Consider the following 25,839-nt stretch of genomic DNA (forward strand, 5'->3'; position numbering starts at 1 on the left):
TATCCTAATTAAACTATAATGGGGGTTTCAGGGTTTGCGCTTGTTACTAACATGCTGCTCAAAGTTTGAGCAGCAGGGGAAGGGTGCTTCCCCTATCAGTTTTCATATTACAGCTAATCATTAACCCCTTAAAGAATTTCACAAGCATTTTATTTTTAATGGACTGACCCCACATTATCGGTAGAACGATAATAAAAATCGAGGTAATGTAATGAATGATAAAAAAATACAAATAGTTGAGCTACTGATTTCACATAGTCAAATGTTGTTACGATCCAGAGACTATGACGAAAAGCTGAATTACTGGGGAAAAGGCAATGTTTCTCAAGGTGCTGTTCTTCACAAAGATTATGTTATATTCGACCCATTACCAGAGGACGCATTTGGAGCCAACGTCAATATCAAAATAGATAATTCTTTTATATTAGATGAAACTGCTCAACGCTGCATTGTAGTGCCATTTTTTATTACAAATAAAAATAAGCTTCAGGTCGCATGATTGAATTTAAATTCAACCCGATTACCGGTGAGCTAAACCTTGATGGTCTTCCTTTAAAAATAGATACTGAAGAAGGCTTTTGTAAGTGTGATTTATACCACGAATTAGTAAAACGCAAAGCTGTAAATAAAAATATGTCGAATCACTACCTTGTTGACTCAGTAATGTTTTTCGATAAAGAATTTCAAGTTACTATACGCCCGGTGTGCTATGGTTTTCATTTTATGCTTCATCTTGTTGATAAAAATAGTCAATACTATAAATCATTAAATGATTGGAATGCACGAACTAATGTTCACATGCTAAATGAATCAGTGAAAAGCCTGTCTGATTGGCTGAAAGAATCACTGAACCTGGACACGCCTGATACCACGGAAACAGACATCATTAGGTGGAACTTTGAGTGGGGGCGGGTTTCAGTCTCATATGAGACAAAGTCATTTAATCATGGGGTATATATAGTTTGGAATATAAAGTAGTCACTTCCAAAAAAGGTGGTTTAGATATGTTAGAAATGAAACTTGATGTTCATACTGGATTTGTAGAAATTAACAACTACCCCATCGAATTAAAAGATGTTGATACTTTTAAAAATTCCGCATTTTACAAGTTTTTTCTCGCCATTGACTACAGTAGGTCCTTTTTATTTCGCTATCGATAATGTTAAATGGAAAGATCAAGTTTTCATTTTGGAACTGAGGCCTTCAGCATTTTCTTTTTCTCCATCATTATTCCTTACTAGTAAGGATGGAAGTTTTTATAAAACGTTAGAGGATTGGGATAAAAGGGCTAGTCTGAGTAATTTATCGGATGAGCAGCAGCGTTTGACAGTATGGGTTGAGAATGAAATAACATCAAAGCCTAATCTTAAAATTAACAATCCCCCATATGGATTTCAATGGAGGCATGAATGGGGAAATATTGTTGTACAGTCTAATGAAAAAAGCTTCGATTGTGGTGTTTATATAGAATGGAATGTTTGACTAAATGATGTTAATGATTAATAAAATCCTCCATTTCTTATAGCCTTACTTTTTTATTGATAAACTTAAAATTTAAATAATGAAACTTACTAATCGACTGAAAAAGAAGTTATTAGTCCTTGATGGCATTGACAATGATTTCATAGAGTATGGAAAGGAAATAACATGCCCTGAATGCGAGGGGGTAATAGTCTACTCTATCGTAAACTCATATGAGTTTGACACGCTCACAGAAGAGGTAAAATGCTTTTTGGTTAAGAAAATGAGAGGTGTGAAGCTTGATAGTGAACATAAGAAATATAGCTATGATGAAAGCCAATTAGATGTTTCGAAAAACACATGTTCAAAGTGTTTAAAAGAGTTTTCCGCTATATTAACGTATAAAGAAGTGCAGCCAGCCCGATACCGGGTATATCTTGTGGGGCTTTTTGAAGGTGATTTGAAGCAGATCAAACTTTAAACGTTGAGGTTTACCAATGATTGAAAATCTCATTTGTATTAAAGAAAAAGACCTGCTTCAATGGGCATGTGGTGAAAGTAACATACTGGTTAGTGTGCCATTTTTAAGCTATGCATTGGTCGACTTAACACGCCAGTTAGTCTTTGTGTTAAGCGAGCCTAAGCCATTACCAACCGTTTTGACCATCTTCAATGTGCAGGGCGAAAAACTATTTTGGTCTGCCCCTCCTGAAGGTGCGACTTTCTATTACTTAACATTCAACCTGTCAAAGGAAGTGATCGTTGTCTGTAGCTATCCAGCAAAAAAAAATGGCTGGCATGATTGGTTTTATTCCTGGGATATGAAGCGTAACGTGTTGTCTCAATCGGGCCCTGCGTATTAAGTTCAAAAGCGCCAAAAAAATGATAACTATAACCGGTGGCAAAAAAGGAACTGTATCAGCAGTTATATCAAGCAGTTTAAAAAAGGCTACGAGGAAAAAGATGACTACGGTTTACATTGTCATATTGACGTATATAAACCCCTTGAGGAGGTTGACCCAACGATACCTTCTCATGTTGAGTGACTAAAAAAGGGTATTCAGAGGGGATATTTCTGACTTCCGGAAGACGGATCCCAAGAACTGGTGGGGTCATTCTCGCTAAATCTGAGAGTCCTGCATCTCTTAAAGAGCGCTAGCGCGAGGGCTCTTTTCAGGCGTTAGGCTTGTGTCTGCCGAAATCATTCCCTTAGATTCCAGCATGAAAACTGATCTCTTAGACAATGTGTTTTAACCTCACAATAAAAAAATCCACGCCAAAGCGTGGATTTTTTTCATTCAAATCAAACGTTAAACAAGAAGTTCATCACGTCGCCATCTTTAACGATGTAATCTTTCCCTTCCGCACGCATCTTGCCTGCTTCTTTCGCGCCTTGCTCACCCTTGTAGGTGATGAAGTCTTCAAACGCGATAGTCTGCGCACGAATGAAGCCTTTCTCGAAGTCGGTGTGGATCTTACCAGCCGCCTGAGGCGCGGTCGCACCCACAGGGATGGTCCACGCACGCACTTCTTTTACGCCAGCGGTGAAGTAGGTTTGCAGGTTCAGCAGCTCATAGCCCGCGCGGATCACGCGGTTCAGGCCCGGCTCTTCCAGACCCAGCTCGGCCATGAACTCTTCACGATCGGCGTCGTCCAGCTCTGCAATATCAGATTCAACGGCAGCGCAAACCGCAACCACTACAGAACCTTCAGCCGCAGCGATTTCACGCACTTTGTCCAGATACGGGTTGTTCTCGAAACCGTCTTCGTTAACGTTGGCGATGTACATGGTTGGCTTCAGGGTCAGGAAGCTCAGGTATTTGATCGCCGCTTTGTCTTCGTCAGTCAGGTTTTTCAGCGCGCGCAGCATGCCCGCGTTTTCCAGCTGTGGCAGACATTTTTCCAGCGCAGCCAGTTCCGCTTTCGCGTCTTTGTCGCCGCCTTTGGCTTTCTTCTGCACGCGGTGAATTGCGCGCTCGCAGGTGTCGAGGTCAGAGAGCGCCAGCTCGGTGTTGATGACGTCGATGTCGTCAGCCGGATCCACTTTGTTGTTAACGTGGATAATGTTGTCGTTCTCGAAGCAGCGCACAACGTGGCCGATCGCTTCGGTTTCACGGATGTTGGTAAGGAACTGGTTGCCCAGGCCTTCACCTTTGGATGCGCCTTTTACCAGGCCCGCGATGTCCACGAACTCCATGGTGGTTGGCAGAATGCGCTGCGGCTTCACGATTTCCGCGAGCTGGTCCAGACGCGGATCGGGCATAGGAACAACACCGGTGTTCGGCTCGATGGTACAGAACGGGAAGTTCGCCGCTTCAATACCTGCTTTGGTGAGCGCGTTGAACAGGGTGGATTTGCCCACGTTTGGCAGACCGACGATACCGCATTTGAATCCCATTTCTAAATCACCTTAATATCTTGATAATCAATCCGTTAACGATAACCGATTGAAGAAAAGTAAATAACTACGCCTATTATACACGTAACCCGCGCGACGCGCGGTAAAAAAGCCCCAGGACGCCGATTATTGCGCTTTGAAAGCGTGCAGTCGATTGGTGGCTTTCGTCAGGCCGTCCTGAAGCCAAATCTCGGTGCAGCGGGCCGCTTCGTCCACCGCTTCGTCAATCAACTTCTGCTCAGAAACCGGGGGCTTACCCAGTACGAAACCAACAACTTTGTTTTTATCGCCCGGATGGCCTATTCCCACGCGCAAACGGTGGAAATTAGGGTTATTACCCAGTTTGCTGATGATGTCTTTCAGACCATTGTGGCCGCCATGACCGCCGCCCAGTTTGAACTTCGCCACGCCTGGCGGCAGGTCCAGTTCGTCGTGGGCCACCAGGATCTCATCCGGATTGATGCGATAAAACGTTGCCATGGCCGCCACGGCTTTGCCGCTCAGGTTCATAAAGGTGGTTGGCACCAGCAACCGCACGTCAGCACCCGCAAGATTGATGCGTGAGGTATACCCGTAAAACTTGGGTTCTTCACGCAGGGGAGCGCGCAAACGCTCCGCCAGCAGATCAACATACCAGGCTCCGGCGTTATGGCGGGTAGCAGCATACTCTGCGCCCGGATTGGCGAGGCCGACAATCAGTTTAATCGTCACGATTTACTTCCTAATGGGTTCCAGATCTGGCGCGTAGTTTACTGTCTGGCGCGCCGCTTGACAAAGTTCTGCCTGCTGTACACCGAAATGCGAATAATTTCCTCTTTGAATAATTAGAATTTCAAGCTGTTCAATGTCTTATTTGTAAATTTTTGTCCGGCAGTTATCAGTAAATGTGATCATTCACGCAACTCATATAAGAGGCGTTGTCTATACTTTACACACAAGGAGAAGGGGCTTTTCCCCTGACAACCCAAAGTTCCGGAGGTGACATATGAAACGCAAAAACGCTTCAATGCTCGGTAACGTGCTAATGGGGTTGGGACTGTTCGTGATGGTCGCCGGTGTCGGTTATTCAATCTTAAACCAATTACCGCAGCTTGACCTCCCACAATACTTTGCGCATGGCGCGGTGCTGAGTATCTTCCTCGGTGCGGTACTGTGGCTCGCCGGGGCGCGCGTGAGCGGACATGAGGAAGTCTGCGATAAATACTGGTGGGTGCGTCATTACGATAAACGATGCCGCCGCGACCAGCGCAAGCATAGCTAGTGCCCCATAAAGAACACCGAAACGACTTCATCTGAAGTCGTTTTTTTTTGCATGACGCATTGACCCTCACGTAACGTAAGGCTTCAGAGTAACGACACTGGCAGAACAAAAGGAGCCGTTATGTTGATACAGGTGGGAGAACTGGCGAAACGTGCCGGGATCACCGTGCGGACTTTGCATCACTACGAGCAAACAGGGCTGTTGTTACCTTCTGCCAGAAGCGCGGCAGGCTACCGGCTTTATAACCTGGCGGATGTGCAGCGTCTGCATATGATCCAGACGCTGGCAAAAGCCGGGCTGGAGCTTGCCGAAATCAGGGATTTTCTGAAACAGCGTTCGCTGTCATTAGCCGAATTACTCGACGGGCAAATCACTCTGCTGGACAAGCAACTGCGTAGTATCCATACGCTGCGCAACCGGCTGGTGGAATTGCGTACCGGGCTGACCGACGATGCGACGCCGGATCTGGAATCCTGGCTACAGACTCTGGAGTTAATGAATATGTACGATCGCTGGTTTAGCAAAGAAGAGTTGCAGCAACTGCCGTTTGCGGTAGAGAAAGAGGCGCTGGCGGATATCTGGTCGGGGCTGGTGAGGGAGGTTAAACACTTGCTGGAACAGAACGTCAGCGTCACGGACGCGCGGGCGACCGATTTGGCTTCACGGTGGATGGAACGCCTGGAGCAGGATACCGCAGGCAAACCGGAATTTTTGACCCGCCTGAACGAGATGCACAGCGTGGAGCCGCAGATGCAGGAGCAAACCGGCATTACGCCGGAGATAACTGATTACATCACGCGGGCGTTTGCCGAATCAAAGCTCAGCATCTGGGAGAAATATCTCACTGCCGAAGAGATGGCCTTTACCCGGGCGCACTACTTTGACCGGATGATGGAGTGGCCGCCGCTGGTGGCGAAGCTGCATCAGGCGCAGCGAGATAATCTCAGTCCCGCTTCTGACGATGCGCAAAAGCTGGCAGAAAAGTGGCTGGTTTTATTCCAGTCCTATGCGGGAACAAACCCGCAGACCCAGCAAAAATTTCGCCTCGCCATGCAGCAGGAGCCGCATCTGATGAAAGGCACGTGGATGACGCCTGCCGTGCTTGAATGGCTCCAGCAGGCGATCGGGGTGATGATGCAAAGACGCGTCTCTGCATCAGATGACTCACAGATCCGCTAATGCAGCTTCACGGTTAGGGTAGAAGGACAATCGGCCAGGGATCGGCTGCACGCCTGCGCGCGCCATGGTGCGCAGGGGCTGGAATTCGAGGTTACTTATCCGCAGCTCGCAGCCTTCCGGCAGGCGGGCAACAAAGCGCTGGAAGGCATCCAGACCGCCGGCATCCAGCACCGGGACGGCATCCCACTTCAGCACCACAATCCGTTTGCCCGCGATGCGGGATTCCAGATCGCTGAACAAACCTTCCGCTGCGGCGAAGAACAGCGGACCAATCACGCGCAGCACCAGCACATCGTCAGGCACCTCAACGTTAACCGGGGAGAGACGCGTCATCTGCGCGATGCGGCGCATAAACAGCAGCGAGGCCAGCACTATGCCGACGCTGATAGCGATAACCATATCGAACAGCACGGTCAGCGACATGCAGATCAGCATCACGATAATGTCGTCTTTCGGCGCGCGGCGCAGCAGGTTAACCACCTTATGCGCCTCACTCATGTTCCAGGCCACCATCAGCAGCAACGCAGCCATGGCAGAGAGCGGAAGCCATGAAAGCAGCGGGGCAAGGATCAGCAGCGCCATGATCACCAGCAGGGAGTGAATGACCGCCGAAACCGGTGATGTCGCGCCCGCACGTACGTTCGCGGCGGAACGGGCAATCGCAGCCGTAGCCGTAATACCGCCGAAGAACGGTGCAACGATGTTCCCTAAGCCCTGGCCGACCAGCTCGCTATTGGCTTTATGCTTAGTGCCGGTCATGCCGTCGAGCACAACGGCGCACAGTAGAGATTCAATCGCGCCCAGCATTGCCATGGAGAATGCAGCGGGCAGCAGAGCGCGAAGGGAATCCCAGCTCAGGGTGAAGCTGGAGCCCGGCATGTCCCACGGCAGAACCAGCTGCGGCAGCAGCTGCGGAATGCCGCTGCCCTGTGAGCCGTCCGCCAGAACATAGTGGAACTGGGAGCCAATGGTGGCGACCTGTCCACCGAGCAGGTTGACGGCGCCCATCACCGCGCAGCCCAGCAGCAGAGCGGGCAGATGGCCCGGGAGACGAATGCCTAAGCGAGGCCAGACGATGAGTGTGCCGAGGGTAACGATGCCAATGGCCGCATCGCCCAGGTTGGCCGTCGGCAACGCCATAAACAGCGCGCCCACTTTCTGTAAATAGTGCTCCGGAACATGGGCCATTTGCAGGCCGAGGAAATCCTTAATCTGCATGGTCCCGATGGTAATCCCAATCCCCGAGGTGAACCCCAGCGTTACGGAAAGGGGAATATATTCAATCAGGCGACCAAAGCGGGCCAGACCAAACAGAATTAAAAAGATGCCGGACATCAGGGTGGCAACCAGCAGGCCTGCCAGACCAAACTGTTGGGAAACCGGGTAGAGGATCACCACAAAGGCGGCCGTCGGGCCGGAGACGCTGAAGCGGGACCCGCCCGTCAGCGCAATCACAATCCCCGCAACGGCCGAGGTGTACAGCCCGTACTGCGGCGCGACGCCGCTACCAATCGCCAGCGCCATCGCCAGCGGGATGGCAATAATCCCGACGGTGATCCCGGCTATCAGGTCACGAACAAAGCGTGACGACGTGTATTTCTCTTTCCAGCAGGCGTCGATGAGGGCGCGAAAGGGCAGAACATGTGAGGAGGTTACTTTTTTCACAATTATCTATCATCCGTGTGCGCATCATCTGTCATATGAATGGCAGGTGAAGGAGGCATAAGTCATACAAATAAATACTATAAACAAAAAAACCCGCCGTAGCGGGTTTTTTGGCCGTGTTCGATCAGTGTTCGAACATTGCAGAGATCGATTCTTCGTTGCTGATACGACGAATCGCTTCGGCCAGCATCCCGGACAGAGTCAACGTACGCACGTTTGGCAGCGCTTTGATCTCGTCGCTCAGTGGAATGGTATCGCACACCACAACTTCGTCAATGACGGAGTTACGGAGGTTGTTTACCGCATTGCCGGAGAAGATCGGGTGAGTGGCGTAAGCGAATACGCGTTTCGCACCACGCTCTTTCAGCGCTTCAGCGGCTTTACACAGCGTACCACCGGTATCGATCATGTCGTCCACCAACACGCAGTCACGGCCAGCCACGTCACCGATGATGTGCATCACCTGAGAAACGTTAGCGCGCGGACGGCGTTTGTCGATGATCGCCATGTCGGTATCGTTCAGCAGCTTCGCGATAGCACGCGCACGTACCACGCCGCCGATGTCCGGAGAAACCACAATCGGGTTGTCCAGATTCAGTTGCAGCATGTCTTCCAGCAGGATTGGGCTGCCGAATACGTTATCAACCGGCACGTCGAAGAAGCCCTGAATCTGCTCTGCGTGCAGGTCGACCGTCAGTACGCGGTCAACGCCGACGCTGGACAGGAAGTCAGCGACTACTTTAGCGGTGATTGGCACACGCGCGGAACGGACGCGACGGTCCTGACGTGCATAGCCAAAGTAAGGAATAACAGCAGTGATACGGCCAGCAGAAGCACGACGCAGCGCGTCGACCATAACAACCAATTCCATCAGGTTGTCATTCGTTGGAGCACAGGTGGACTGGATGATGAAAATATCACCACCGCGTACATTTTCATTAATTTGTACGCTGACTTCGCCGTCGCTAAAGCGACCTACAGCGGCGTCGCCGAGGGAAGTGTACAGGCGGTTGGCAATACGTTGTGCTAGTTCCGGGGTGGCGTTACCAGCAAAAAGCTTCATATCAGGCACGAGAAGAACCTCAGGCATGCGTCCAGTGGTGGATAGCGTTCGCCGCAAACTGCGGGGCCTAAGCAAACGCTATCCAGGCGGTGTATTAAAGAGCGCGATGCAACGTCTGGAACAGGGTGACGTTGTCACCGAAACTCAGTCTGCGCCAGAATGGCCTGCTGTAGGGGGGAGATGTTCATCCCGCGTGCTACAAAACCATGCAGCCAAACCGGCGCTTGCTCAAGCACCTGACGGGCGGCGGTTTCGGTGTCAAATTCAGCAAAGACACAGGCCCCTGTACCGGTCAGGCGCGACGGCGCGTATTCTAACAGCCAGGAAAGCACCGCATCAACCTCGCGAAAACGTTTTCTTGCGATATCCTCGCAATCGTTGCTGAATTCACAATTTAATAACGTTTTTATTGACCGTACCGGGGTATTTCTTTTCAGGTCAGGATCTTTAAAGATGACCGGGGTAGGAATGCTCACGCCAGGGTGAACGATCAGATACCATTTTTCCGGCGGATCGACCGGCGTGAGGATTTCACCGACACCTTCAGCGAACGCCGCGTGGCCGCGCACAAACACCGGTACATCGGCGCCCAGCGTCAATCCTAACGCTGCCAGTTCGTCCGTCGTCAGACCGCAGTCCCAGAGGTGGTTAAGCGCCACCAGTACGGTCGCGGCGTTCGATGAACCGCCACCAAGACCGCCGCCCATTGGCAGGCGTTTGTCGATACGGATATCCGCACCGCTTCCCGCCGGCAGACGACCCGACGTCGACGCCGTTTTCATCAGAAGGCGAGCAGCGCGCACGATCAGGTTATCCTCATGCGCCACGCCGTCGACCGGCGTCAGCAGGTGAATCTGCCCGTCCTGACGCGGTTCGATGGAGATCGTGTCGCCGTAATCGACAAACTGAAACAGCGTTTGCAGGGTGTGATAGCCGTCAGCGCGCTGCCCGGTAATGTAGAGAAACAGGTTCAGTTTTGCGGGAGAGGGCCAGTGGGTCATCATTTAACGATCCAGTTGTCCATTTTCAGCTTGATACGCTGGCTACCCTGCGTCAGCTCCATATTGGACGGCAGCGACGGTTGAGTCTTGCTGTCATACGCGCTGTACACCACTTTCCAGGTTTTACCGCCCTGGGTGTAGTTTACCTGGCTCAGACGGTATTGATCGTCGAGCGTGTAGTCGGTTGCGTCACCCGGCAGGCCAAGGATCCACTGGCGCAGACTATTGAGCGGAATCGGCATCCCGGTCAGCTTGCCAATCATCTCTTCGGCGTCGGTTGCCGTGTAGTGCTGGCCTTTGTTATCGGTAATCTGCGCTTCGCCAGGCTTCGCGTTCAGCTCCAGTTCGGTGCTGCCCAGCGGGTTCAGCAGCAGCAGGCGATAGTTGTCCTGACCCGTTTGCTGCCAGAAGAAGCGAGCGTAAACTTTTTGCTCGTCAGAGAGATAAGCAAATGCACCGCGGGTCTGATACTGGCTTAATTTCAGCACGTCCTGCTGGTGCTGGCGCCACTGCGGTGAGTCAGGGCTTTTGCCCGGGCCTTTCGGCTGATGAACGGAACAGGCGGTCAGAACCAGGGCCGCCAGAGGCAGCAGGCGAATCATTCGGGTCATAATGATGACAAATCCTTGAGATACGTTGCAGTTATAACTGTTAATGCTAGCGTTGAAGGGTGCCACCGTCTACGTTCAAATTATCTCAAAGCGTGGCGTAAGCTATTACTCCGAAAGGGGGCAGTCTCTTTTATTGATCTCGCGCATCCTGTATGATGCGTCCTGCTAACCTTATTAACGCTGGTACTACTCCCGCTCAACATGACCCTATTAGCACTCGGTATTAACCACAAAACGGCCCCGGTTTCACTGCGAGAACGCGTTACGTTTTCGCCGGATACGCTCGACCTGGCGCTGGACAGCCTGCTTGCACAGCCGATGGTGCAGGGTGGCGTGGTGCTGTCGACGTGCAACCGTACCGAGCTCTATTTAAGCGTGGAGGAGCAGGACAACCTTCACGAGGCGCTGATCCGCTGGCTATGTGACTACCACAACCTTAACGAAGAAGAGCTGCGCAACAGCCTGTACTGGCATCAGGATAACGATGCGGTCAGCCATCTGATGCGCGTGGCCAGCGGGCTGGATTCGCTGGTGCTGGGCGAGCCGCAGATCCTCGGCCAGGTGAAAAAAGCCTTCGCGGATTCCCAGAAAGGGCATCTGAAAGCCAGCGAACTGGAACGAATGTTCCAGAAGTCATTCTCCGTGGCGAAGCGTGTGCGAACCGAAACCGACATTGGTGCCAGTGCGGTTTCTGTTGCTTTCGCGGCCTGCACCCTTGCACGCCAAATCTTTGAATCCCTCTCCACCGTCACCGTGATGCTGGTGGGCGCGGGCGAAACCATCGAACTTGTGGCGCGCCATCTGCGCGAGCATAAAGTGAAAAAGATGATTATCGCTAACCGCACCCGCGAACGCGCGCAGGTGCTGGCGGATGAAGTGGGGGCAGAAGTGGTTGCCCTGAGCGACATCGATGAACGCCTGAAAGAGGCGGACATTATTATCAGTTCGACCGCCAGCCCGCTGCCGATTATCGGCAAAGGGATGGTGGAGCGCGCGCTGAAGTCCCGCCGTAATCAGCCGATGCTGCTGGTGGATATCGCCGTCCCGCGCGATGTGGAGCCAGAAGTCGGCAAGCTGGCTAACGCCTATCTTTACAGCGTAGATGACCTGCAAAGCATCATTTCGCACAACCTCGCGCAGCGTAAAGCGGCGGCGGTGCAGGCGGAAACCATTGTCGAGCAGGAAACCAGTGAGTTTATGGCCTGGCTGCGCGCGCAAAGCGTCAGCGAGACCATCCGCGAGTACCGCGGGCAGGCGGAGCAGGTGCGTGATGACCTGACTGCCAAAGCGTTAGCGGCCCTGGAGCAGGGCGGCGATGCGCAGGCGATTATGCAGGATCTGGCGTGGAAACTGACTAACCGCCTGATTCATGCCCCAACCAAATCTCTTCAGCAGGCTGCCCGTGACGGGGATGATGAACGCCTGACTATTCTGCGCAACAGCCTCGGGCTGGAATAGCGCCCTATACCCATTTTCTAAGACAAGGTGCACTTACGCCTATGAAGCCTTCTATCGTCGCTAAACTGGAAGCTCTGCACGAGCGCCATGAAGAAGTCCAGGCGCTGCTCGGCGATGCCGGGACCATTGCGGACCAGGAACGTTTTCGCGCACTTTCACGTGAATACGCGCAGTTAAGTGATGTTTCTAAATGCTTTACCGACTGGCGACAGGTTCAGGACGATATCGAAACCGCGCAGATGATGCTCGACGATCCTGAAATGCGCGAGATGGCGCAGGACGAGTTGCAGGATGCGAAAGCGCGTTCTGAGGAGATGGAGCAGCAGCTTCAGGTGCTGTTGCTGCCAAAAGATCCGGACGACGAACGCAACGCGTTCGTGGAAGTCCGCGCCGGGACCGGCGGGGACGAAGCGGCGCTGTTTGCCGGGGATCTGTTCCGTATGTACAGCCGTTATGCCGAATCCCGTCGCTGGCGCGTGGAGATCATGAGCGCCAACGAAGGCGAGCATGGCGGCTACAAAGAGGTTATCGCCAAGATCAGCGGTGACGGCGTGTACGGTCGACTGAAATTTGAATCCGGCGGCCACCGCGTGCAGCGCGTGCCTGCGACGGAATCGCAGGGGCGCATTCATACCTCGGCCTGTACGGTGGCGGTGATGCCGGAGCTGCCGGAAGCGGAACTGCCGGATATCAACCCGGCGGATCTGCGCATCGACACCTTCCGCTCTTCAGGGGCAGGTGGTCAGCACGTTAACACCACCGACTCCGCTATCCGTATTACTCACCTGCCCACCGGGATTGTGGTTGAGTGTCAGGATGAACGTTCCCAGCACAAGAACAAAGCTAAAGCGTTATCCGTGCTGGGCGCCCGTATCCACGCGGCGGAAATGGCGAAACGCCAGCAGGCGGAAGCCTCTACCCGCCGTAACCTGCTGGGCAGCGGCGATCGTAGCGATCGTAACCGCACCTATAACTTCCCGCAGGGGCGCGTAACCGACCATCGCATCAACCTGACGCTCTACCGTCTGGATGAGGCAATGGAAGGCAAGCTCGATATGCTGATTGAGCCTATCGTGCAGGAATACCAGGCTGACCAGCTGGCGGCACTGTCCGAGCAGGATTAATGGATTTTCAGCGCTGGTTACGCCATGCCGCCAGTGAGCTTTCCACAAGTGAAAGCCCGAAGCGCGACGCCGAAATTCTGCTTGAGCATGTGACGGGTAAAGCCCGCACGTATCTGCTGGCTTTCGGCGAAACCGCGCTGACCGCTGAACAGCAATCGCAGCTGGAGACGCTGCTTGCCCGCCGTAAAACCGGCGAGCCGGTGGCGCATCTGGTTGGCGAGCGCGAGTTCTGGTCCCTTCCACTGTACGTCTCAGCGGCCACGCTGATCCCGCGCCCGGACACCGAGTGTCTGGTGGAGCAGGCGCTGGCGCGGTTACCAGCGCAGCCGTGTCAGATCCTCGATCTCGGCACCGGCACCGGGGCGATTGCGCTGGCGCTTGCCAGCGAGCGGCCAGACTGCACCGTGACGGCGGTAGACGTGATGCCTGATGCGGTCGCCCTCGCGCGGCGCAACGTTGAACGGCTGGGGCTGAACAATGTTTCCGTTCTGCAAAGCAGCTGGTTTGCCGCGCTTGAAAGCCGCATGTTTGAAATGGTTGTCAGCAATCCGCCCTACATCGACGAAGACGATCCGCATCTCGCGCAGGGCGACGTGCGTTTTGAACCGTTGACCGCGCTGGTCGCTGCGAATCAGGGACTTGCGGATCTCGATCACATTGTGACAACGTCACGGCAACATTTGCTTCCCGGTGGCTGGCTGCTGGTGGAACATGGCTGGACGCAGGGAGAGGCGGTGCGAGCGCTGTTTACGCATGCCGGATACGCTGCCGTGGAAACCTGCCGGGATTACGGCGGCAATGAACGTCTGACGCTGGGGCAGCGGTCATGAGCCTGTTTACGCTGCTGATCTCCGTTCACCTGGTTTCCGTTGCCCTGACCATTGGCTTTTTTATTGCCCGCTACTGGTGGCGCTACAACAACAATCCGCTGATTAACGCCCGCTGGGTACGCATCGCCCCGCACTGTATCGACACGGTGCTGTTCCTTTCCGGAGCCGGGTTAATGTGGAAGACCGGCTATCTGCCATTTACTGATAAAGGCGCATGGCTGACTGAAAAGCTGTTTGGCGTTATCATCTACATCGTTTTGGGTTTTATCGCGCTTGGGCGTCATCGTCCGCGCAGCCAGCAGACAGGGTTTATCGCCTTTTTGCTGGGTCTGGTGGTGCTGTACATCATCATTAAACTCGCCACCACAAGAATACCGTTACTGGGGTAAGTCATGAGGTCCTTAGCCGATTTCGAATTTAACAAAGTGCCGCTCTGCGATGGTATGATCCTGATTTCAGAGATGATCCGCGACGATTTTACGTCACAGTACGTTTACGCTGAACTGGAGAATCTGGTCAGCCTGGCGCGCGAAGAGATCAATCAGGCACGTCCGCAGGACTGGCAATTAGAGAAGCTGATTGAGCTTTTCTACGGCGAATGGGGTTTCTGCGACACGCGAGGCGTGTACCGCCTGTCTGACGCACTGTGGCTGGACCAGGTGTTGAAAAATCGTCAGGGCAGCGCCGTCGCGTTGGGCGCCATTTTACTGTGGGTTGCGCACGAGCTGGAGATTCCACTGGTGCCGGTCATTTTCCCGACGCAGATGATTTTGCGGGCGGAGTGGCTGGACGGTGAGATGTGGTTAATCAATCCGTTTAACGGCGACACGCTGGATGAGCATACGCTGGATGTCTGGCTGAAAGGCAACATCAGCCCGATAGCTGAGCTGTTCAATGAAGATCTCGATGAAGCCGATAACGCCGAAGTGATCCGCAAGCTCCTGGATACGCTGAAGTCTGCGCTGATGGAAGAGCGTCAGATGGAGCTGGCCCTGCGCGCAAGCGAAGTGCTGTTGCAGTTCAATCCGGAAGATCCGTACGAAATCCGCGACCGCGGCCTGATTTATGCGCAGCTCGACTGCGAGCACGTGGCGCTGAATGATTTAAATTATTTCGTCGAACAATGTCCGGAAGACCCGATCAGCGAGATGATCCGCGCGCAGATCAACGCGATCGCGCATAAACACATTACACTGCATTAATCTTAATTCCGATTCACACCTGAATAAGGCGATCCTATGAAACAAAAAGTGGTTAGCATTGGTGATATCAACGTGGCAAACGACCTGCCGTTCGTGCTGTTTGGCGGTATGAACGTGCTGGAATCCCGCGATCTCGCTATGCGCATCTGCGAACACTACGTGACCGTGACCCAAAAACTGGGCATCCCGTACGTGTTTAAAGCCTCTTTTGACAAAGCCAACCGCTCCTCCATTCACTCATACCGTGGCCCGGGCCTGGAAGAGGGGATGAAGATTTTCCAGGAGCTGAAACAGACGTTTGGCGTGAAAGTGATCACCGACGTGCACGAGGCGTCTCAGGCACAGCCGGTGGCTGATGTGGTAGACGTGATTCAGCTTCCGGCGTTCCTCGCTCGCCAGACTGACCTGGTAGAAGCGATGGCGAAAACCGGTGCCGTGATTAACGTGAAAAAACCGCAGTTCGTGAGCCCAGGCCAGATGGGTAACATCGTCGACAAGTTTATCGAAGGCGGTAACGACCAGGTTATCCTGTGCGACCGTGGTTCAAACTTCGGTTATGACAACCTGGTTGTGGATATGCTGGGCTTCAGCGTGATGAAGAACGTCTCTAACCAGTCTCCGGTGATTTTCGACGTGACCCACTCCCTGCAATGCCGCGACCCGTTTGGCGCCGCGTCTGGCGGGCGTCGTGCGCAGGTGACCGAACTGGCGCGCGCCGGTATGGCAACCGGCCTGGCGGGTCTGTTCATTGAAGCGCACCCGGATCCGGCTAACGCGAAATGCGACGGTCCATCCGCGCTGCCGCTGGATAAGCTGGAGCCGTTCCTGAAACAGATCAAAGCGATTGACGATCTGGTGAAGAGCTTCGACGAGCTGGATACCAGCAACTAATAAAAAAACCCGCTTCGGCGGGTTTTTCTTTGCCCGGCGGCGCTACGCTTGCGCGGGCCTACGGGTTTTGTAGGCCGGGTAAGCGCAGCACCACCCCGCAAAAAAATTACGCAAATATCGTCATCAGATACGCAATAAACAGCGCCATATGCGCCGCGCCGTTCAGCACATTGGTGCGGCCGGTGGAGAAGGAAATCTGGCACAGCAGCAAGGATGCCACCATCACAATCATCTCTGGCGCACCCAGCGCAAACTGCAATTCATTTCCCGTCATAAAGGCAATCAACGTCACCACCGGAACGGTAAGGGAGATGGTCGCCAGAACAGAGCCAAAGAACAGATTCATCGCCCGCTGCACCTGATTATTGAGCACCGCTTTCAGCGCTCCCAGGCCTTCTGGCGACAGGATCAACAGGGCCACCAGGAAACCGGTAAAGGCGACCGGCGCGTTCAGTTCAGTTAACAGCGCCTCCAGCGGGTTCGCATTCATCTTGGTGACCGCAATAACGGCAATCAGATGCACGATCAGCCAAACCGTGTGCCACGCGCTGCTGTGAGCCGACGGCTTACCGTGATGCGGGTCATCGTCGTCACCGTCGTCTTCATGCTCGTAAACAAACAGGCTCTGGTGCGTTTTGGTCTGGATCAGCAGGAACACGCCGTACATCGCCGCGGAAATCAGCGCCACCAGCAGCGCCTGGCCGGTGGTGAAATTTGCACCCGGCAGCGCCATCGGGAATACCAGCACAATAATCGCCAGCGGGAACAGGGCAATCAGGTACTGTTTAATGCCAAAAAGGTTCATGTACTGGGTGGCAAATTTGCGACCACCTAATAAAAGTGAAAAACCGACCAGGCCGCCGGTAACAATCATAATGATGGAATAGAGTGTATCGCGCATTAGCGTTGGCGCGGCGTCGCCGGTGGCCATTAATGCGGAAATGAGACTGACCTCAAGAATCACAACCGAAAGGCTTAAAATTAATGACCCATACGGCTCTCCAAGACGGTGGGCTAAAACATCCGCATGGCGTACCACGCTAAATGCGCTGGTTAAAATACCCACCAGAGCCAGAATATTGATCCCCACAACCACTGGCAATGACTGACTGCTTCCCCAGAAGAGCAGCACAGCCAGTGCCAGAACCGGGAAAATGAGAGAGGTCTCCTTGTGGCGGGTTTTCACCGCCTCGTGTGTTGCTGTCATGTGTTTCTCCAACAATGCAGGTGCTTGTAATTATAGATAGATTTTAAAAGTATTAAATTAACAGAAATCTGTTAAATACCCTGTATTTTTTACTTATTTTTACCCTTTATTATAATTTTTATGCCTGAGGCTTATAATGTCCTATCTACATTAAATAATGGTTTAATAACAATAAGTTGTATTTTTAAGTTGTTCGTTTCTTTCTGTCGGCTGGCACCCTCGCGTATCGTCGTCCACACTTATCTTTTAGCCAAAAGAGAGGTTAACGATGCCATACAAATCGAAAAGCGAATTACCAGATAACGTGCAAAACGTATTGCCTGCCCACGCCCAGGATATCTACAAAGAAGCCTTTAACAGCGCCTGGGATCAGTACAAAGATAAAGAAGATCGCCGGGACGATGCCAGCCGCGAAGAGACGGCCCATAAGGTGGCCTGGGCCGCCGTAAAAAATGACTATGAGAAAGGGGACGATGATAAATGGCACAAAAAGAAATAGCCGCGAATAATACGCTGCCTCCCTTTTGACATTTCAGGCGGTTGACCTGCCGCTGTATTGCATCTGGCCCGCGAATTGCTTATCGTTGCTCAACTGCTGTTAAAATGAACAGCACAGAATGCCGGGAAGGCGAATTACAGATGTCGCAAGGAAGCATGCAGTGGCGGAGGTGGAATGTGTTAACGCGTGATTTCTTGATGAAGGCAGATTGTAAGACGGCATTTGGTGCTATTGAGGAATCGCTTCTGTGGTCGGCTGAACAACGTGCGGCGTCGCTTGCGGCAACGCTGGCCTGCCGCCCGGATGATGGCCCGGTCTGGATCTTTGGTTACGGCTCGCTGATGTGGAACCCGGCGCTCGAATTTGTTGAATCGGCAACCGGAACGCTGCCTGGCTGGCACCGCGCCTTCTGTTTGCGCCTGACCGCCGGACGCGGCAGCGCGTGTCAGCCAGGACGCATGCTTGCACTAAAAGAGGGCGGGCGCACCACGGGCGTGGCATACCGGCTGCCGGATACCACGCTGGAAGATGAGCTGACGCTGCTGTGGAAGCGCGAGATGATCACCGGCTGCTATATGCCCAGCTGGTGCAAGCTGGAACTGGATGACGGCCGCACCGTCAACGCGCTGGTGTTCATTATGGATCCGCGCCACCCGCTGTATGAAGCCGACACCCGAACCCAGGTGATTGCCCCGCTGATTGCCGCCGCCAGTGGACCGCTGGGTACTAACGCCCAGTACCTTTTCTCGCTCGATCAGGAGCTGACGCGTCTCGGTATGCAGGACGACTGTCTGAGTGAGCTGGTGGTGAAGGTGAAAGCGCTGCTGGAAGGGAACCCGCTCAGCAATACGCTGCGGCCAGGTTTTGCCTGATAATACGCCCGGCTGGCCGGGCGTTTATGGTTATGCCGCCACGTAACTTACGGAATGTTCGAGCGACTGGCTGTGGCTGTCGATCAGCACATCCCAGGTGCCGGTGTAAGGCACCGTCAGCCAGGCCTTATCGTCCTGGACGGTAAGGATATCTGCCTGCGATTGTTTCTGTCCTTTCGAACTTATCAGATGGATGCGGCAACGCTCTGAGCAACGTACCACTACCGTATCCCCGCCAAACAGTTTCAGACTCGTTTTAACTCGTGCCATTTTATACCCCGTCGTTTTTGCCCATCCCGAGCGTGATGTTGTTTACAATTTACTCATTGCATAACACCAAAGGGGCAGGGGGGGGATGCTGATTTCGATCAAAAAATGGCGCAACGATTAAACAAAAATGACAAAATCCCTGAAACCTTTCAGCGGACGCGCGTTTACCCTACTTAACGCGCGCCCGGGAAAAATTATATGCGGAAATGGCCAGCGGTCTCAGCAAGGTCGCCCGCCTGGCTTTGCAGCGCGCTGGCCGCCGCAGCAGACTGTACAACAAGCTCGGCGTTCTGCTGCACCATGCGATCCAGGTGAGTCACCGCGTGGTTAATCTCATGGATCCCTTTCATCTGCTCGCGGGTGGCAATAGATATTTCACGCATTATGCCTGACACGCTCCCGACGCTGGCGCGGATCTCATCCATGCTGTCGCCCGCAAGGTGCACAAACCGGGAGCCGGTTGCAACGCTTTCGGTGGTGGAATCAATAAGGGATTTGATCTCTTTCGCCGCCTGAGCGCTGCGGCTGGCCAGGTTACGTACTTCCCCCGCAACGACCGCGAACCCACGGCCTTGTTCCCCGGCACGCGCCGCTTCCACCGAGGCGTTAAGCGCCAGAATATTGGTCTGGAAGGCAATGCCGTCAATGACGCTGGTGATATCGCCGATTTTCGCGGAAGCCAGTTCGATGGACTGCATGGTGCTGATGGCCTGAGCGACGACGTCGCCGCCGCGGGATGCGGCGGCAGAGGCCTTGCTCGCCTGTTCGTTCGCTTCTGCTGCCGACTCGTTTGACTGCGTAACGGAGGCCGTGATCTCTTCCACGGCGCTGGCGGTTTCGCGAAGGCTTGATGCCGCCTGCTCGGTACGCCCGGAAAGATCCTGATTACCCGCCGCAATCTCATGCGCGGCGTTTTTCACTGAGGCGCTCGCATCACGCAGCTGGACCATCACCACAGAAAGCTTATCGCTGAAGGCGTTAAACGCCTGCGCGATTTGCGCCACTTCATCGCCCCCCTTATCCGGCAGACGCTGCGACAGATCGTTAGTACCGTTGGCAATGTTGTTCATCGCGTCACGGATACCAAACAGCCGCTTAAGCAGGCGGGCAATCAGGAGGTGCATGAGGGCTCCGCTCAGCAGGGCGAGGATTGCCAGCGACAGTGCGGATGCTTTAAGCAATGAGCGCATCCCGGCGGTGGCATCGCCGTTATCAAGCGCCACAACCAGCAGCCAGTGCGTCCCCGGCACGGCGGTGGCCAGGAACGTTTTTTCGCGTCCGTTTGACGTTCCGTCAACCAGGTTGCCGCTTTTCAGAGTGGCAAAATCGGTCCCTTTGATCGTTTCAGTAAACGGCTTAAGCGTCAGCGCAGGATCGCTGCCGGCAATTACGGTGCCGTTGCTGTCCAAAAGCAGTCCACTGCTGGCCGGAGTCGGGTGAATACCGCGCACGTTAGCCACCACGCTGTCCATTGCCACATCGCCCGCCACCACCGCTTTCAGGGCGCCTTGCTCTTTAACGGGTACCGCGAACGTCACCACCAGTTTCCCGGTGCCCGCATCCACATAGGGTGCAGTCACTACCGGGCCATCAGCGCTGACGACCTGCTGATACCACGGGCGAAGGGTGGGATCGTAATCAGCGGGCACCCCGGTTGGGTCAGAAAATTTAGCCGTTTTGCTGGCATAACCCACGTAGACGTTGGTAAATCCACCCGCCAGTGCAAGCTGTTTAAACACCGGAACCGGATCGTCGCTGAGCGCGACCGACTGCGCCGAAGTGATGACGGTTATTTTGCTGTTCACCCAGTCGGCAATCGCCATGTTGTGGCTGGCGCTGGTGCTGGTCAGAATATCGCGCTGCGACTGCTGATTATCCTGGCGCGTGACCTGAAAGTTAATAATGGTATTAAGAAGAAGGGCGACGACCAGACAGCCTGTCGTCGCGGCAATGATGCGGGCGCGAATGGATCTGAACATAAGTGTAATACCTGCTGTGTTGTTTCCATGCCTATCGGCAACGGTGCAGGTAAACTTGATGCTGAAACCGCGTCCATAAGAAAATAATATTTTTAGCGGGTTATTATTAAAAAGTTAATACTTTATCGGCGGAAAGCGTCCATTCAGCCAGCTCCACCAGCGTACCAATTTCCACGCCATCAATCAGCGGCAGCCCGGTAATGCCGCGCCCGTCGGTACAGGTTTTGCACAGTTTGACCGGAACGTTTTGCGCGGTCAGGATCTCCAGCATTTGTTGAATGTTGTAGCCCTCTGCGGGTTTTTGCCCCTTCAGCCCGGCCGTGACGGCGTCGGACATCAAAAAGAGGCGCAGCTCCAGCTCACTCTCCTTATCGCGCAGCGCGATTGCCAGGCGCAGGCTGTTAAAAAGGGATTCACTGCCGTAGGCCGCACCGTTGGCGACGATCACAATCTTCTGCATGTTGACTCCTGTTCTTTGAAAAGGCACGAATATTGCTTCTCGTACCGAAGAATACGTATCGGGGAGAGAAACGATGACGATAGTGGCTGGCAGTTCCCCTGGCGCAACCGAATGGTTCCAGCGTGCGAGAATGTTGCGCGAGGAACAGCTCGGCAGACTGGCGCAGCTGGGCGCACTGGTGAACGGCATCAGTCGACTGGTGCATATGCTACAGTGCGAGCGCGGTGCGTCAAATGTCTGGCTCTGCTCGCAGGGCAAATTGTACGCGCCTGAATGCAAGGCCAGCAGGGCCCTGGTGGATGAAAACCTCGCCGCATTGCACCTTCAGTTTAACGAACCGCTGCCGGGCAGCGCCCTGTGCGAACGTATTGCCAGCGCACTGCACGGCCTTGAGACGCTAACGGCGCTGCGTGATGGCGTTACAGGTCAATGCGTCACCGCGCCGCAGGCGATGGAACATTACAGCCGCATACTGCGTCATTTGCTCAGTATCGTACCCCAACTCAGCGACAGCATTGACGATCCGCACATCGCGGGCCGATTTGTGGCCCTTTACAGCCTGATGCAGGGCAAAGAACTTGTGGGACAAGAGCGGGCGCTGGGGGCTATTGGTTTCACCCAGGGATTCTTTGACGATGAAACCCGCCAGCGGCTGGTGGATCGCATTGATGGCCAGCAGGCCTGCTTTGAGGTTTTTATCTCCCATTGCACTCCAGACGTGCAGGAGTCATTTACCCTCAACTGCCTGCCGGGTCTGGAGACTGAAAAACTCAGGCGTGAAGCGTGCACCCGCCAGCCTCCGGCAGATAACGGTGATACCGCCCTCAAATGGTTTGCCCTGCAAACCGCGCGCCTTGAGCACCTGCGCACGCTGGAGGAGGTGGCAATTGCCGATCTGATGACGGCAGTTGAGGAGCGCCGCTATAGCGAAAACCTGCACGCAGACGATGAACACGACGATATCCTGGCGCGATTTCCGGATAAACCGCTGCTGCCGCTGGTGCGCCAGCAGGCGCGTGAAATTGAGCAACTCTCCCGTCAGCTTGCTTCCCTGCGCGACACGCTGGAGGAGCGTAAGACCATCGACAAAGCCAAAAGCGTGCTGATGACGCACCAGAACATGAGCGAGGAGCAGGCGTGGACCGCCCTGCGCAAAATGGCGATGGATAAAAACCAACGCATGGTAGATATCGCCCGTGCGCTGCTTACGGTGAAAAATCTGTGGAAGATACCCCCTGGGGAGTAGTTGCACAGTCAGTGGGCAATTTATGCCTGATTGAGGTGCGTAATACAGCGCTCTTCTTGCAGAAACCCCGTAACGCCGGGGATGAAAAGCTGGCATTACCTTTGCATTAACAGATTAACCATTTTCGACGATGCGCCAACGGCGGTGCATGCGTCTTCAGGATAAAGGCGTCCAGCGGTGCTTCAGCACCGTCGGGCGCTTTTTTTTGCCTTTTTTCAGGAGCAATTATGGCGGATTTGTCGAGACGGCGGTTATTGCAGGCCAGCATGCTGGCGAGTGGTGCGATGCTGTTGCCGGGTGTCATGCAGGCCGCATGGGCGGCGGGGTCAGATAAGCCGGAGCAGGATACCGTGCGTATCGGGTTTATACCTCTGACCGACTGCGCGCCCGTGGTTATCGCGGCCCTGAAGGGGTTCGATAAAAAACACGGCATTACTATTGTGCCGACCAAAGAGGCGAGCTGGGCGGCGGTGCGCGACAAGCTGGTGGCGGGCGAACTGGACGCCGCGCACATTCTTTACGGCCTGCTGTACGGTCTGGAGCTGGGTATCGCGGGCAAGCCGCAGCAGATGGCGAACCTGATGACCCTCAACCAGAACGGTCAGGCCATTACGCTCTCCAGCGATCTGGCGGAGAAGGGCGTTCGTGACCTCGACGGGCTGAAAAAGCTGATTGCGCAGCAGGCGCCGGGAACTTACACCTTCGCGCATACCTTCCCGACGGGAACGCACGCCATGTGGCTCTACTACTGGCTGGCCAGCGCGGGGATTAACCCGTTTGACGACGTGCGCACCGTGGTGGTGCCGCCGCCGCAGATGGTGATGAACATGCGCATTGGCAACATGGTCGGGTTTTGCGTTGGCGAGCCGTGGAACGCGCGGGCGATTAACGACCGCATCGGATTTACCGCCGCTACGTCGCAGTCCATCTGGGCCGATCACCCGGAAAAGATCCTCGGCACCCGACGCGACTGGGTGGCGAAAAATCCGCACACCGCACGGGCGCTGGTGAGCGCCGTGATGGAAGCCGCGCGCTGGATCGAGGCGTCAGCGGAAAACAAACGCGAAACCGCGCAGATCCTCTCGCGCCGCGCCTGGCTCAACTGCAAGGAACAGTATCTCACCGGACGCATGCTCGGCGAGTACGACAACGGGGTCGGTCAGCGCTGGCAGGATGCGCACCCGATCCGTTTCTTCAACGAGGGTGCCGTGAGCTACCCGTATCTCTCCGATGGCATGTGGTTCTTAACCCAGTTCCGCCGCTGGGGCTCGCTCAACGCCGCGCCGGATTACGCGGGCATTGCACAGCGCATTAACCAGACCGCGGTCTGGCAGGATGCCGCGACCGCCGTGGGCGGCATGTCCACACCGTCATCACCGTATCGCAGCAGCACCCTGATGGACGGCACCGTCTGGAACGGCACCGATCCGGAAGGGTACGCCAACCGCTTCGCCATTCACCGTAAAGGGGCCTGAGTATGCAGCATCTGCAAAATACAAAACCACAAGAGACGTCAGAGAGCGGGGAAGTGATAGTCCTGCCTCCGTTACAGGTTCGCCGTCGTGCGCCCGCGTTTACGCGTCGGATGAATGATTTTTTACAGCGCGTCATCCCGGCGCTGCTCGGTCTCGGCCTGCTGGTGGTGCTCTGGCAGCTGACGGCGATAAACAGTAAAGGCTTTCCGACGCCGCTCAGCACGCTCGATTCGGCCATGACCCTGTTTGCCGATCCGTTTTATCGCGACGGGCCAAACGATATGGGCATTGGCTGGAACGTGCTGGCGTCGTTGCAGCGCGTCGCCATCGGCTTCGGTCTGGCGGCGCTGGCGGGCATTCCGCTGGGCTTTTTGATTGGCCGCTTCACCTTTTTCTCCCGCATGTTCAACCCGCTGATCGCGCTACTGCGTCCGGTCAGCCCGCTGGCCTGGCTGCCTATCGGCCTGCTGCTGTTCCAGAAAGCGGAGCCTGCATCGAGCTGGACTATTTTTATCTGCTCCATCTGGCCGATGGTCATTAACACCGCCGAAGGGGTGCGCTGTATTCCGCAGGACTACCTCAACGTGGCCCGGGTGCTGCAACTCTCAGAGTGGACCATCATGCGCCGCATTCTTTTCCCGGCCGTGCTGCCTGCGGTGCTGACCGGGGTACGTCTTTCCATTGGCATTGCCTGGCTGGTGATTGTCGCCGCCGAGATGCTCACCGGAGGTTTAGGCATTGGCTTCTGGATCTGGAATGAGTGGAACAACCTCAACGTCGAAAACATTCTCATCGCCATCGTCATCATTGGCGTGGTCGGGTTGCTGCTGGAGCAGGGGCTGATGCTGATCGCCCGTCGCTTTAGCTGGCAGGAAAAATAAGGAGTGAAGATGAAACCGTTAATTCAGGTCCAGGCCGTGAGCCAGCGTTTTTCCACCGCCAGCGGCGAGTTTCTGGCGCTGCAAAACGTCTCTTTTGATATCCACGAGGGCGAAACCGTCAGTCTGATTGGTCACTCCGGCTGCGGCAAGTCGACGCTGTTAAACCTGATCGCCGGGATCACGCTGCCGACGGAAGGCGGGCTGATTTGCGACAACCGCGAAATCGCCGGGCCGGGGCCAGAGCGCGCGGTGGTGTTTCAGAATCATTCGCTGCTGCCGTGGCTGACCTGCTTCGACAACGTGGCGCTGGCGGTGGATCAGGTCTTCCGTCACACCATGAGTAAGGCCGAGCGCAAAGCGTGGATTGAGCACAATCTCGACCGGGTGCAGATGGGCCACGCGCTGCACAAGCATCCCGGGGAGATCTCCGGCGGCATGAAGCAGCGCGTCGGGATTGCCCGCGCGCTGGCGATGAAGCCGAAAGTGCTGCTGATGGATGAGCCGTTTGGCGCGCTCGATGCGCTGACGCGTGCCCATCTTCAGGATTCGGTGATGCAGATCCAGCAGGCGCTGAATACCACCATCGTGCTCATCACCCACGACGTGGACGAGGCGGTACTGCTCTCTGACCGCGTACTGATGATGACCAACGGCCCGGCGGCCACCGTGGGTGAGATCCTGCGCGTCGATCTGCCGCGCCCGCGCAACCGGGTGCAGCTGGCGGACGACAGCCGCTATCACCACATGCGCCAGCAGATCCTCCATTTCCTCTACGAAAAACAGCCGAAAGCGGCGTAATGAGGGGG

At 54.6% G+C, this 25,839-nt stretch carries 29 protein-coding genes and 1 pseudogene; 20 read left to right on the forward strand and 10 right to left on the reverse strand.

All coding sequences use genetic code 11. From position 1 onward, the window contains the following. Window positions 1-211 precede the first annotated feature (211 nt). From comJ to SK53_RS23875, 6 genes and pseudogenes are all read left to right on the forward strand, one after another. Window positions 212-499 carry a competence protein ComJ gene (comJ, locus tag SK53_RS03865; RefSeq protein WP_023314282.1) on the forward strand — a complete coding sequence of 96 codons (288 nt, stop codon included), beginning with the start codon at window positions 212-214 and terminating at the stop codon, window positions 497-499. Continuing rightward, window positions 496-978, forward strand: coding sequence for a hypothetical protein (locus SK53_RS03870; protein WP_023314281.1), 483 nt, complete (start codon window positions 496-498; stop codon window positions 976-978). The genes comJ and SK53_RS03870 overlap by 4 nt, the downstream gene beginning before the upstream one ends. A 96-nt stretch (window positions 979-1,074) precedes the next feature. Then, the gene (locus tag SK53_RS03875; protein ID WP_223307894.1) at window positions 1,075-1,482 is read left to right on the forward strand and encodes a hypothetical protein; all 408 of its coding nucleotides are present in this window, start codon (window positions 1,075-1,077) and stop codon (window positions 1,480-1,482) included. A 79-nt stretch (window positions 1,483-1,561) separates the two neighbouring features. After that, entirely contained in the window at window positions 1,562-1,942 is a 381-nt protein-coding gene (locus tag SK53_RS03880) for a hypothetical protein (protein ID WP_022651375.1), read from the forward strand. A gap of 16 nt (window positions 1,943-1,958) precedes the next feature. Continuing rightward, complete coding sequence (locus SK53_RS03885; RefSeq protein WP_003856647.1) at window positions 1,959-2,324, forward strand: hypothetical protein; 366 nt, start codon at window positions 1,959-1,961, stop codon at window positions 2,322-2,324. 100 nt (window positions 2,325-2,424) lie between these two features. Further along, window positions 2,425-2,715: pseudogene (locus SK53_RS23875) on the forward strand (YciI family protein). Window positions 2,716-2,764: 49 nt separating this feature from the next. On the opposite strand, the gene ychF reads toward SK53_RS23875, so the two are convergent. Both ychF and pth read right to left on the reverse strand, forming a co-directional pair. Next, on the reverse strand, window positions 2,765-3,859 hold the full coding sequence (gene ychF, locus SK53_RS03895; RefSeq protein WP_003856650.1) for a redox-regulated ATPase YchF: 1,095 nt from the start codon (window positions 3,857-3,859) through the stop codon (window positions 2,765-2,767). Between the two features lie 126 nt (window positions 3,860-3,985). Then, on the reverse strand, window positions 3,986-4,570 hold the full coding sequence (gene pth / locus SK53_RS03900) for an aminoacyl-tRNA hydrolase (protein WP_006810922.1): 585 nt from the start codon (window positions 4,568-4,570) through the stop codon (window positions 3,986-3,988). Between the two features lie 274 nt (window positions 4,571-4,844). Here pth and ychH point away from each other — a divergent pair, with 274 nt between their 5' ends. Both ychH and SK53_RS03910 read left to right on the forward strand, forming a co-directional pair. Beyond that, on the forward strand, window positions 4,845-5,120 hold the full coding sequence (gene ychH, locus SK53_RS03905) for a stress-induced protein YchH (RefSeq protein WP_003856655.1): 276 nt from the start codon (window positions 4,845-4,847) through the stop codon (window positions 5,118-5,120). A 120-nt stretch (window positions 5,121-5,240) separates the two neighbouring features. Next, on the forward strand, window positions 5,241-6,299 hold the full coding sequence (locus SK53_RS03910) for a MerR family transcriptional regulator (RefSeq protein ID WP_022651374.1): 1,059 nt from the start codon (window positions 5,241-5,243) through the stop codon (window positions 6,297-6,299). On the opposite strand, the gene dauA is transcribed toward SK53_RS03910, so the two are convergent. The 4 genes from dauA to lolB all read right to left on the reverse strand — a co-directional run bounded on the left by dauA (window position 6,285) and on the right by lolB (window position 10,639). Further along, window positions 6,285-7,964: a C4-dicarboxylic acid transporter DauA gene (gene dauA, locus SK53_RS03915; protein WP_032658872.1), complete on the reverse strand. Its 1,680-nt coding sequence runs from the start codon at window positions 7,962-7,964 to the stop codon at window positions 6,285-6,287. The two genes, SK53_RS03910 and dauA, sit on opposite strands and share 15 nt — an antisense overlap. 124 nt (window positions 7,965-8,088) lie before the next feature. Next, complete coding sequence (prs, locus tag SK53_RS03920) at window positions 8,089-9,036, reverse strand: ribose-phosphate diphosphokinase (RefSeq protein ID WP_003856663.1); 948 nt, start codon at window positions 9,034-9,036, stop codon at window positions 8,089-8,091. A 125-nt stretch (window positions 9,037-9,161) separates the two neighbouring features. After that, window positions 9,162-10,031 (reverse strand): 4-(cytidine 5'-diphospho)-2-C-methyl-D-erythritol kinase, encoded by an 870-nt coding sequence (gene ispE, locus SK53_RS03925; protein ID WP_048208558.1) that lies wholly within the window; start codon window positions 10,029-10,031, stop codon window positions 9,162-9,164. Continuing rightward, window positions 10,028-10,639: a lipoprotein insertase outer membrane protein LolB gene (gene lolB, locus SK53_RS03930; protein WP_003856665.1), complete on the reverse strand. Its 612-nt coding sequence runs from the start codon at window positions 10,637-10,639 to the stop codon at window positions 10,028-10,030. Before lolB ends, ispE begins: the two co-directional genes overlap by 4 nt. Before the next feature lie 201 nt (window positions 10,640-10,840). On the opposite strand from lolB, the gene hemA reads away from it, so the two are divergent. The 6 genes from hemA to kdsA are packed head-to-tail and all read left to right on the forward strand — an operon-like array spanning window position 10,841 to window position 16,144. Continuing rightward, on the forward strand, window positions 10,841-12,097 hold the full coding sequence (gene hemA / locus SK53_RS03935; RefSeq protein ID WP_048208560.1) for a glutamyl-tRNA reductase: 1,257 nt from the start codon (window positions 10,841-10,843) through the stop codon (window positions 12,095-12,097). Between the two features lie 41 nt (window positions 12,098-12,138). Further along, window positions 12,139-13,221 (forward strand): peptide chain release factor 1, encoded by a 1,083-nt coding sequence (gene prfA / locus SK53_RS03940; protein WP_048208562.1) that lies wholly within the window; start codon window positions 12,139-12,141, stop codon window positions 13,219-13,221. Next, window positions 13,221-14,051 (forward strand): peptide chain release factor N(5)-glutamine methyltransferase, encoded by an 831-nt coding sequence (gene prmC / locus SK53_RS03945; protein ID WP_045895425.1) that lies wholly within the window; start codon window positions 13,221-13,223, stop codon window positions 14,049-14,051. Before prfA ends, prmC begins: the two co-directional genes overlap by 1 nt. Then, complete coding sequence (gene sirB2 / locus SK53_RS03950; RefSeq protein WP_003856669.1) at window positions 14,048-14,440, forward strand: invasion regulator SirB2; 393 nt, start codon at window positions 14,048-14,050, stop codon at window positions 14,438-14,440. Before prmC ends, sirB2 begins: the two co-directional genes overlap by 4 nt. 3 nt (window positions 14,441-14,443) lie before the next feature. Next, window positions 14,444-15,253, forward strand: coding sequence for an invasion regulator SirB1 (sirB1, locus tag SK53_RS03955; protein ID WP_003856670.1), 810 nt, complete (start codon window positions 14,444-14,446; stop codon window positions 15,251-15,253). A 36-nt stretch (window positions 15,254-15,289) separates the two neighbouring features. Continuing rightward, on the forward strand, window positions 15,290-16,144 hold the full coding sequence (kdsA, locus tag SK53_RS03960; RefSeq protein WP_003856671.1) for a 3-deoxy-8-phosphooctulonate synthase: 855 nt from the start codon (window positions 15,290-15,292) through the stop codon (window positions 16,142-16,144). A gap of 106 nt (window positions 16,145-16,250) precedes the next feature. Here kdsA and chaA read toward each other — a convergent pair whose 3' ends face one another. Next, on the reverse strand, window positions 16,251-17,351 hold the full coding sequence (gene chaA / locus SK53_RS03965) for a sodium-potassium/proton antiporter ChaA (RefSeq protein ID WP_003856672.1): 1,101 nt from the start codon (window positions 17,349-17,351) through the stop codon (window positions 16,251-16,253). A gap of 268 nt (window positions 17,352-17,619) precedes the next feature. Here chaA and chaB point away from each other — a divergent pair, with 268 nt between their 5' ends. Both chaB and SK53_RS03975 read left to right on the forward strand, forming a co-directional pair. Continuing rightward, window positions 17,620-17,850 (forward strand): putative cation transport regulator ChaB, encoded by a 231-nt coding sequence (gene chaB, locus SK53_RS03970; RefSeq protein WP_003856674.1) that lies wholly within the window; start codon window positions 17,620-17,622, stop codon window positions 17,848-17,850. A 176-nt stretch (window positions 17,851-18,026) separates the two neighbouring features. Next, entirely contained in the window at window positions 18,027-18,722 is a 696-nt protein-coding gene (locus SK53_RS03975) for a gamma-glutamylcyclotransferase (protein ID WP_017384255.1), read from the forward strand. Between the two features lie 30 nt (window positions 18,723-18,752). Here the strand turns inward: SK53_RS03975 and SK53_RS03980 are convergent, their stop codons facing one another. From SK53_RS03980 to SK53_RS03990, 3 genes are all read right to left on the reverse strand, one after another. Beyond that, window positions 18,753-18,992 carry a hypothetical protein gene (locus SK53_RS03980; protein WP_003856678.1) on the reverse strand — a complete coding sequence of 80 codons (240 nt, stop codon included), beginning with the start codon at window positions 18,990-18,992 and terminating at the stop codon, window positions 18,753-18,755. 194 nt (window positions 18,993-19,186) lie between these two features. Beyond that, window positions 19,187-20,971 carry a methyl-accepting chemotaxis protein gene (locus tag SK53_RS03985; RefSeq protein WP_045351013.1) on the reverse strand — a complete coding sequence of 595 codons (1,785 nt, stop codon included), beginning with the start codon at window positions 20,969-20,971 and terminating at the stop codon, window positions 19,187-19,189. A gap of 106 nt (window positions 20,972-21,077) precedes the next feature. Further along, a complete protein-coding gene (locus SK53_RS03990) occupies window positions 21,078-21,431 on the reverse strand; it encodes a DsrE/DsrF/TusD sulfur relay family protein (protein ID WP_015570354.1) in 354 nt (117 codons plus the stop codon). Window positions 21,432-21,504: 73 nt separating this feature from the next. On the opposite strand from SK53_RS03990, the gene nasR reads away from it, so the two are divergent. The 4 genes from nasR (at window position 21,505) to SK53_RS04010 (ending at window position 25,831) form a co-directional block, all read left to right on the forward strand. After that, on the forward strand, window positions 21,505-22,677 hold the full coding sequence (gene nasR, locus SK53_RS03995) for a nitrate regulatory protein NasR (protein WP_003856683.1): 1,173 nt from the start codon (window positions 21,505-21,507) through the stop codon (window positions 22,675-22,677). Between the two features lie 227 nt (window positions 22,678-22,904). After that, window positions 22,905-24,152, forward strand: a complete 1,248-nt coding sequence (locus SK53_RS04000) for a CmpA/NrtA family ABC transporter substrate-binding protein (protein ID WP_048208564.1) — start codon at window positions 22,905-22,907, stop codon at window positions 24,150-24,152. Window positions 24,153-24,154: 2 nt separating this feature from the next. Continuing rightward, window positions 24,155-25,033: a nitrate ABC transporter permease gene (gene ntrB, locus SK53_RS04005; RefSeq protein ID WP_048208566.1), complete on the forward strand. Its 879-nt coding sequence runs from the start codon at window positions 24,155-24,157 to the stop codon at window positions 25,031-25,033. A gap of 9 nt (window positions 25,034-25,042) precedes the next feature. Then, entirely contained in the window at window positions 25,043-25,831 is a 789-nt protein-coding gene (locus SK53_RS04010) for an ABC transporter ATP-binding protein (RefSeq protein WP_045336446.1), read from the forward strand. The last annotated feature ends 8 nt before the right edge of the window (window positions 25,832-25,839 follow it).

It is taken from the genome of Enterobacter sp. MGH119 (assembly GCF_001037675.1).
Taxonomy (GTDB): Bacteria; Pseudomonadota; Gammaproteobacteria; order Enterobacterales; family Enterobacteriaceae; genus Enterobacter; species Enterobacter hormaechei_C.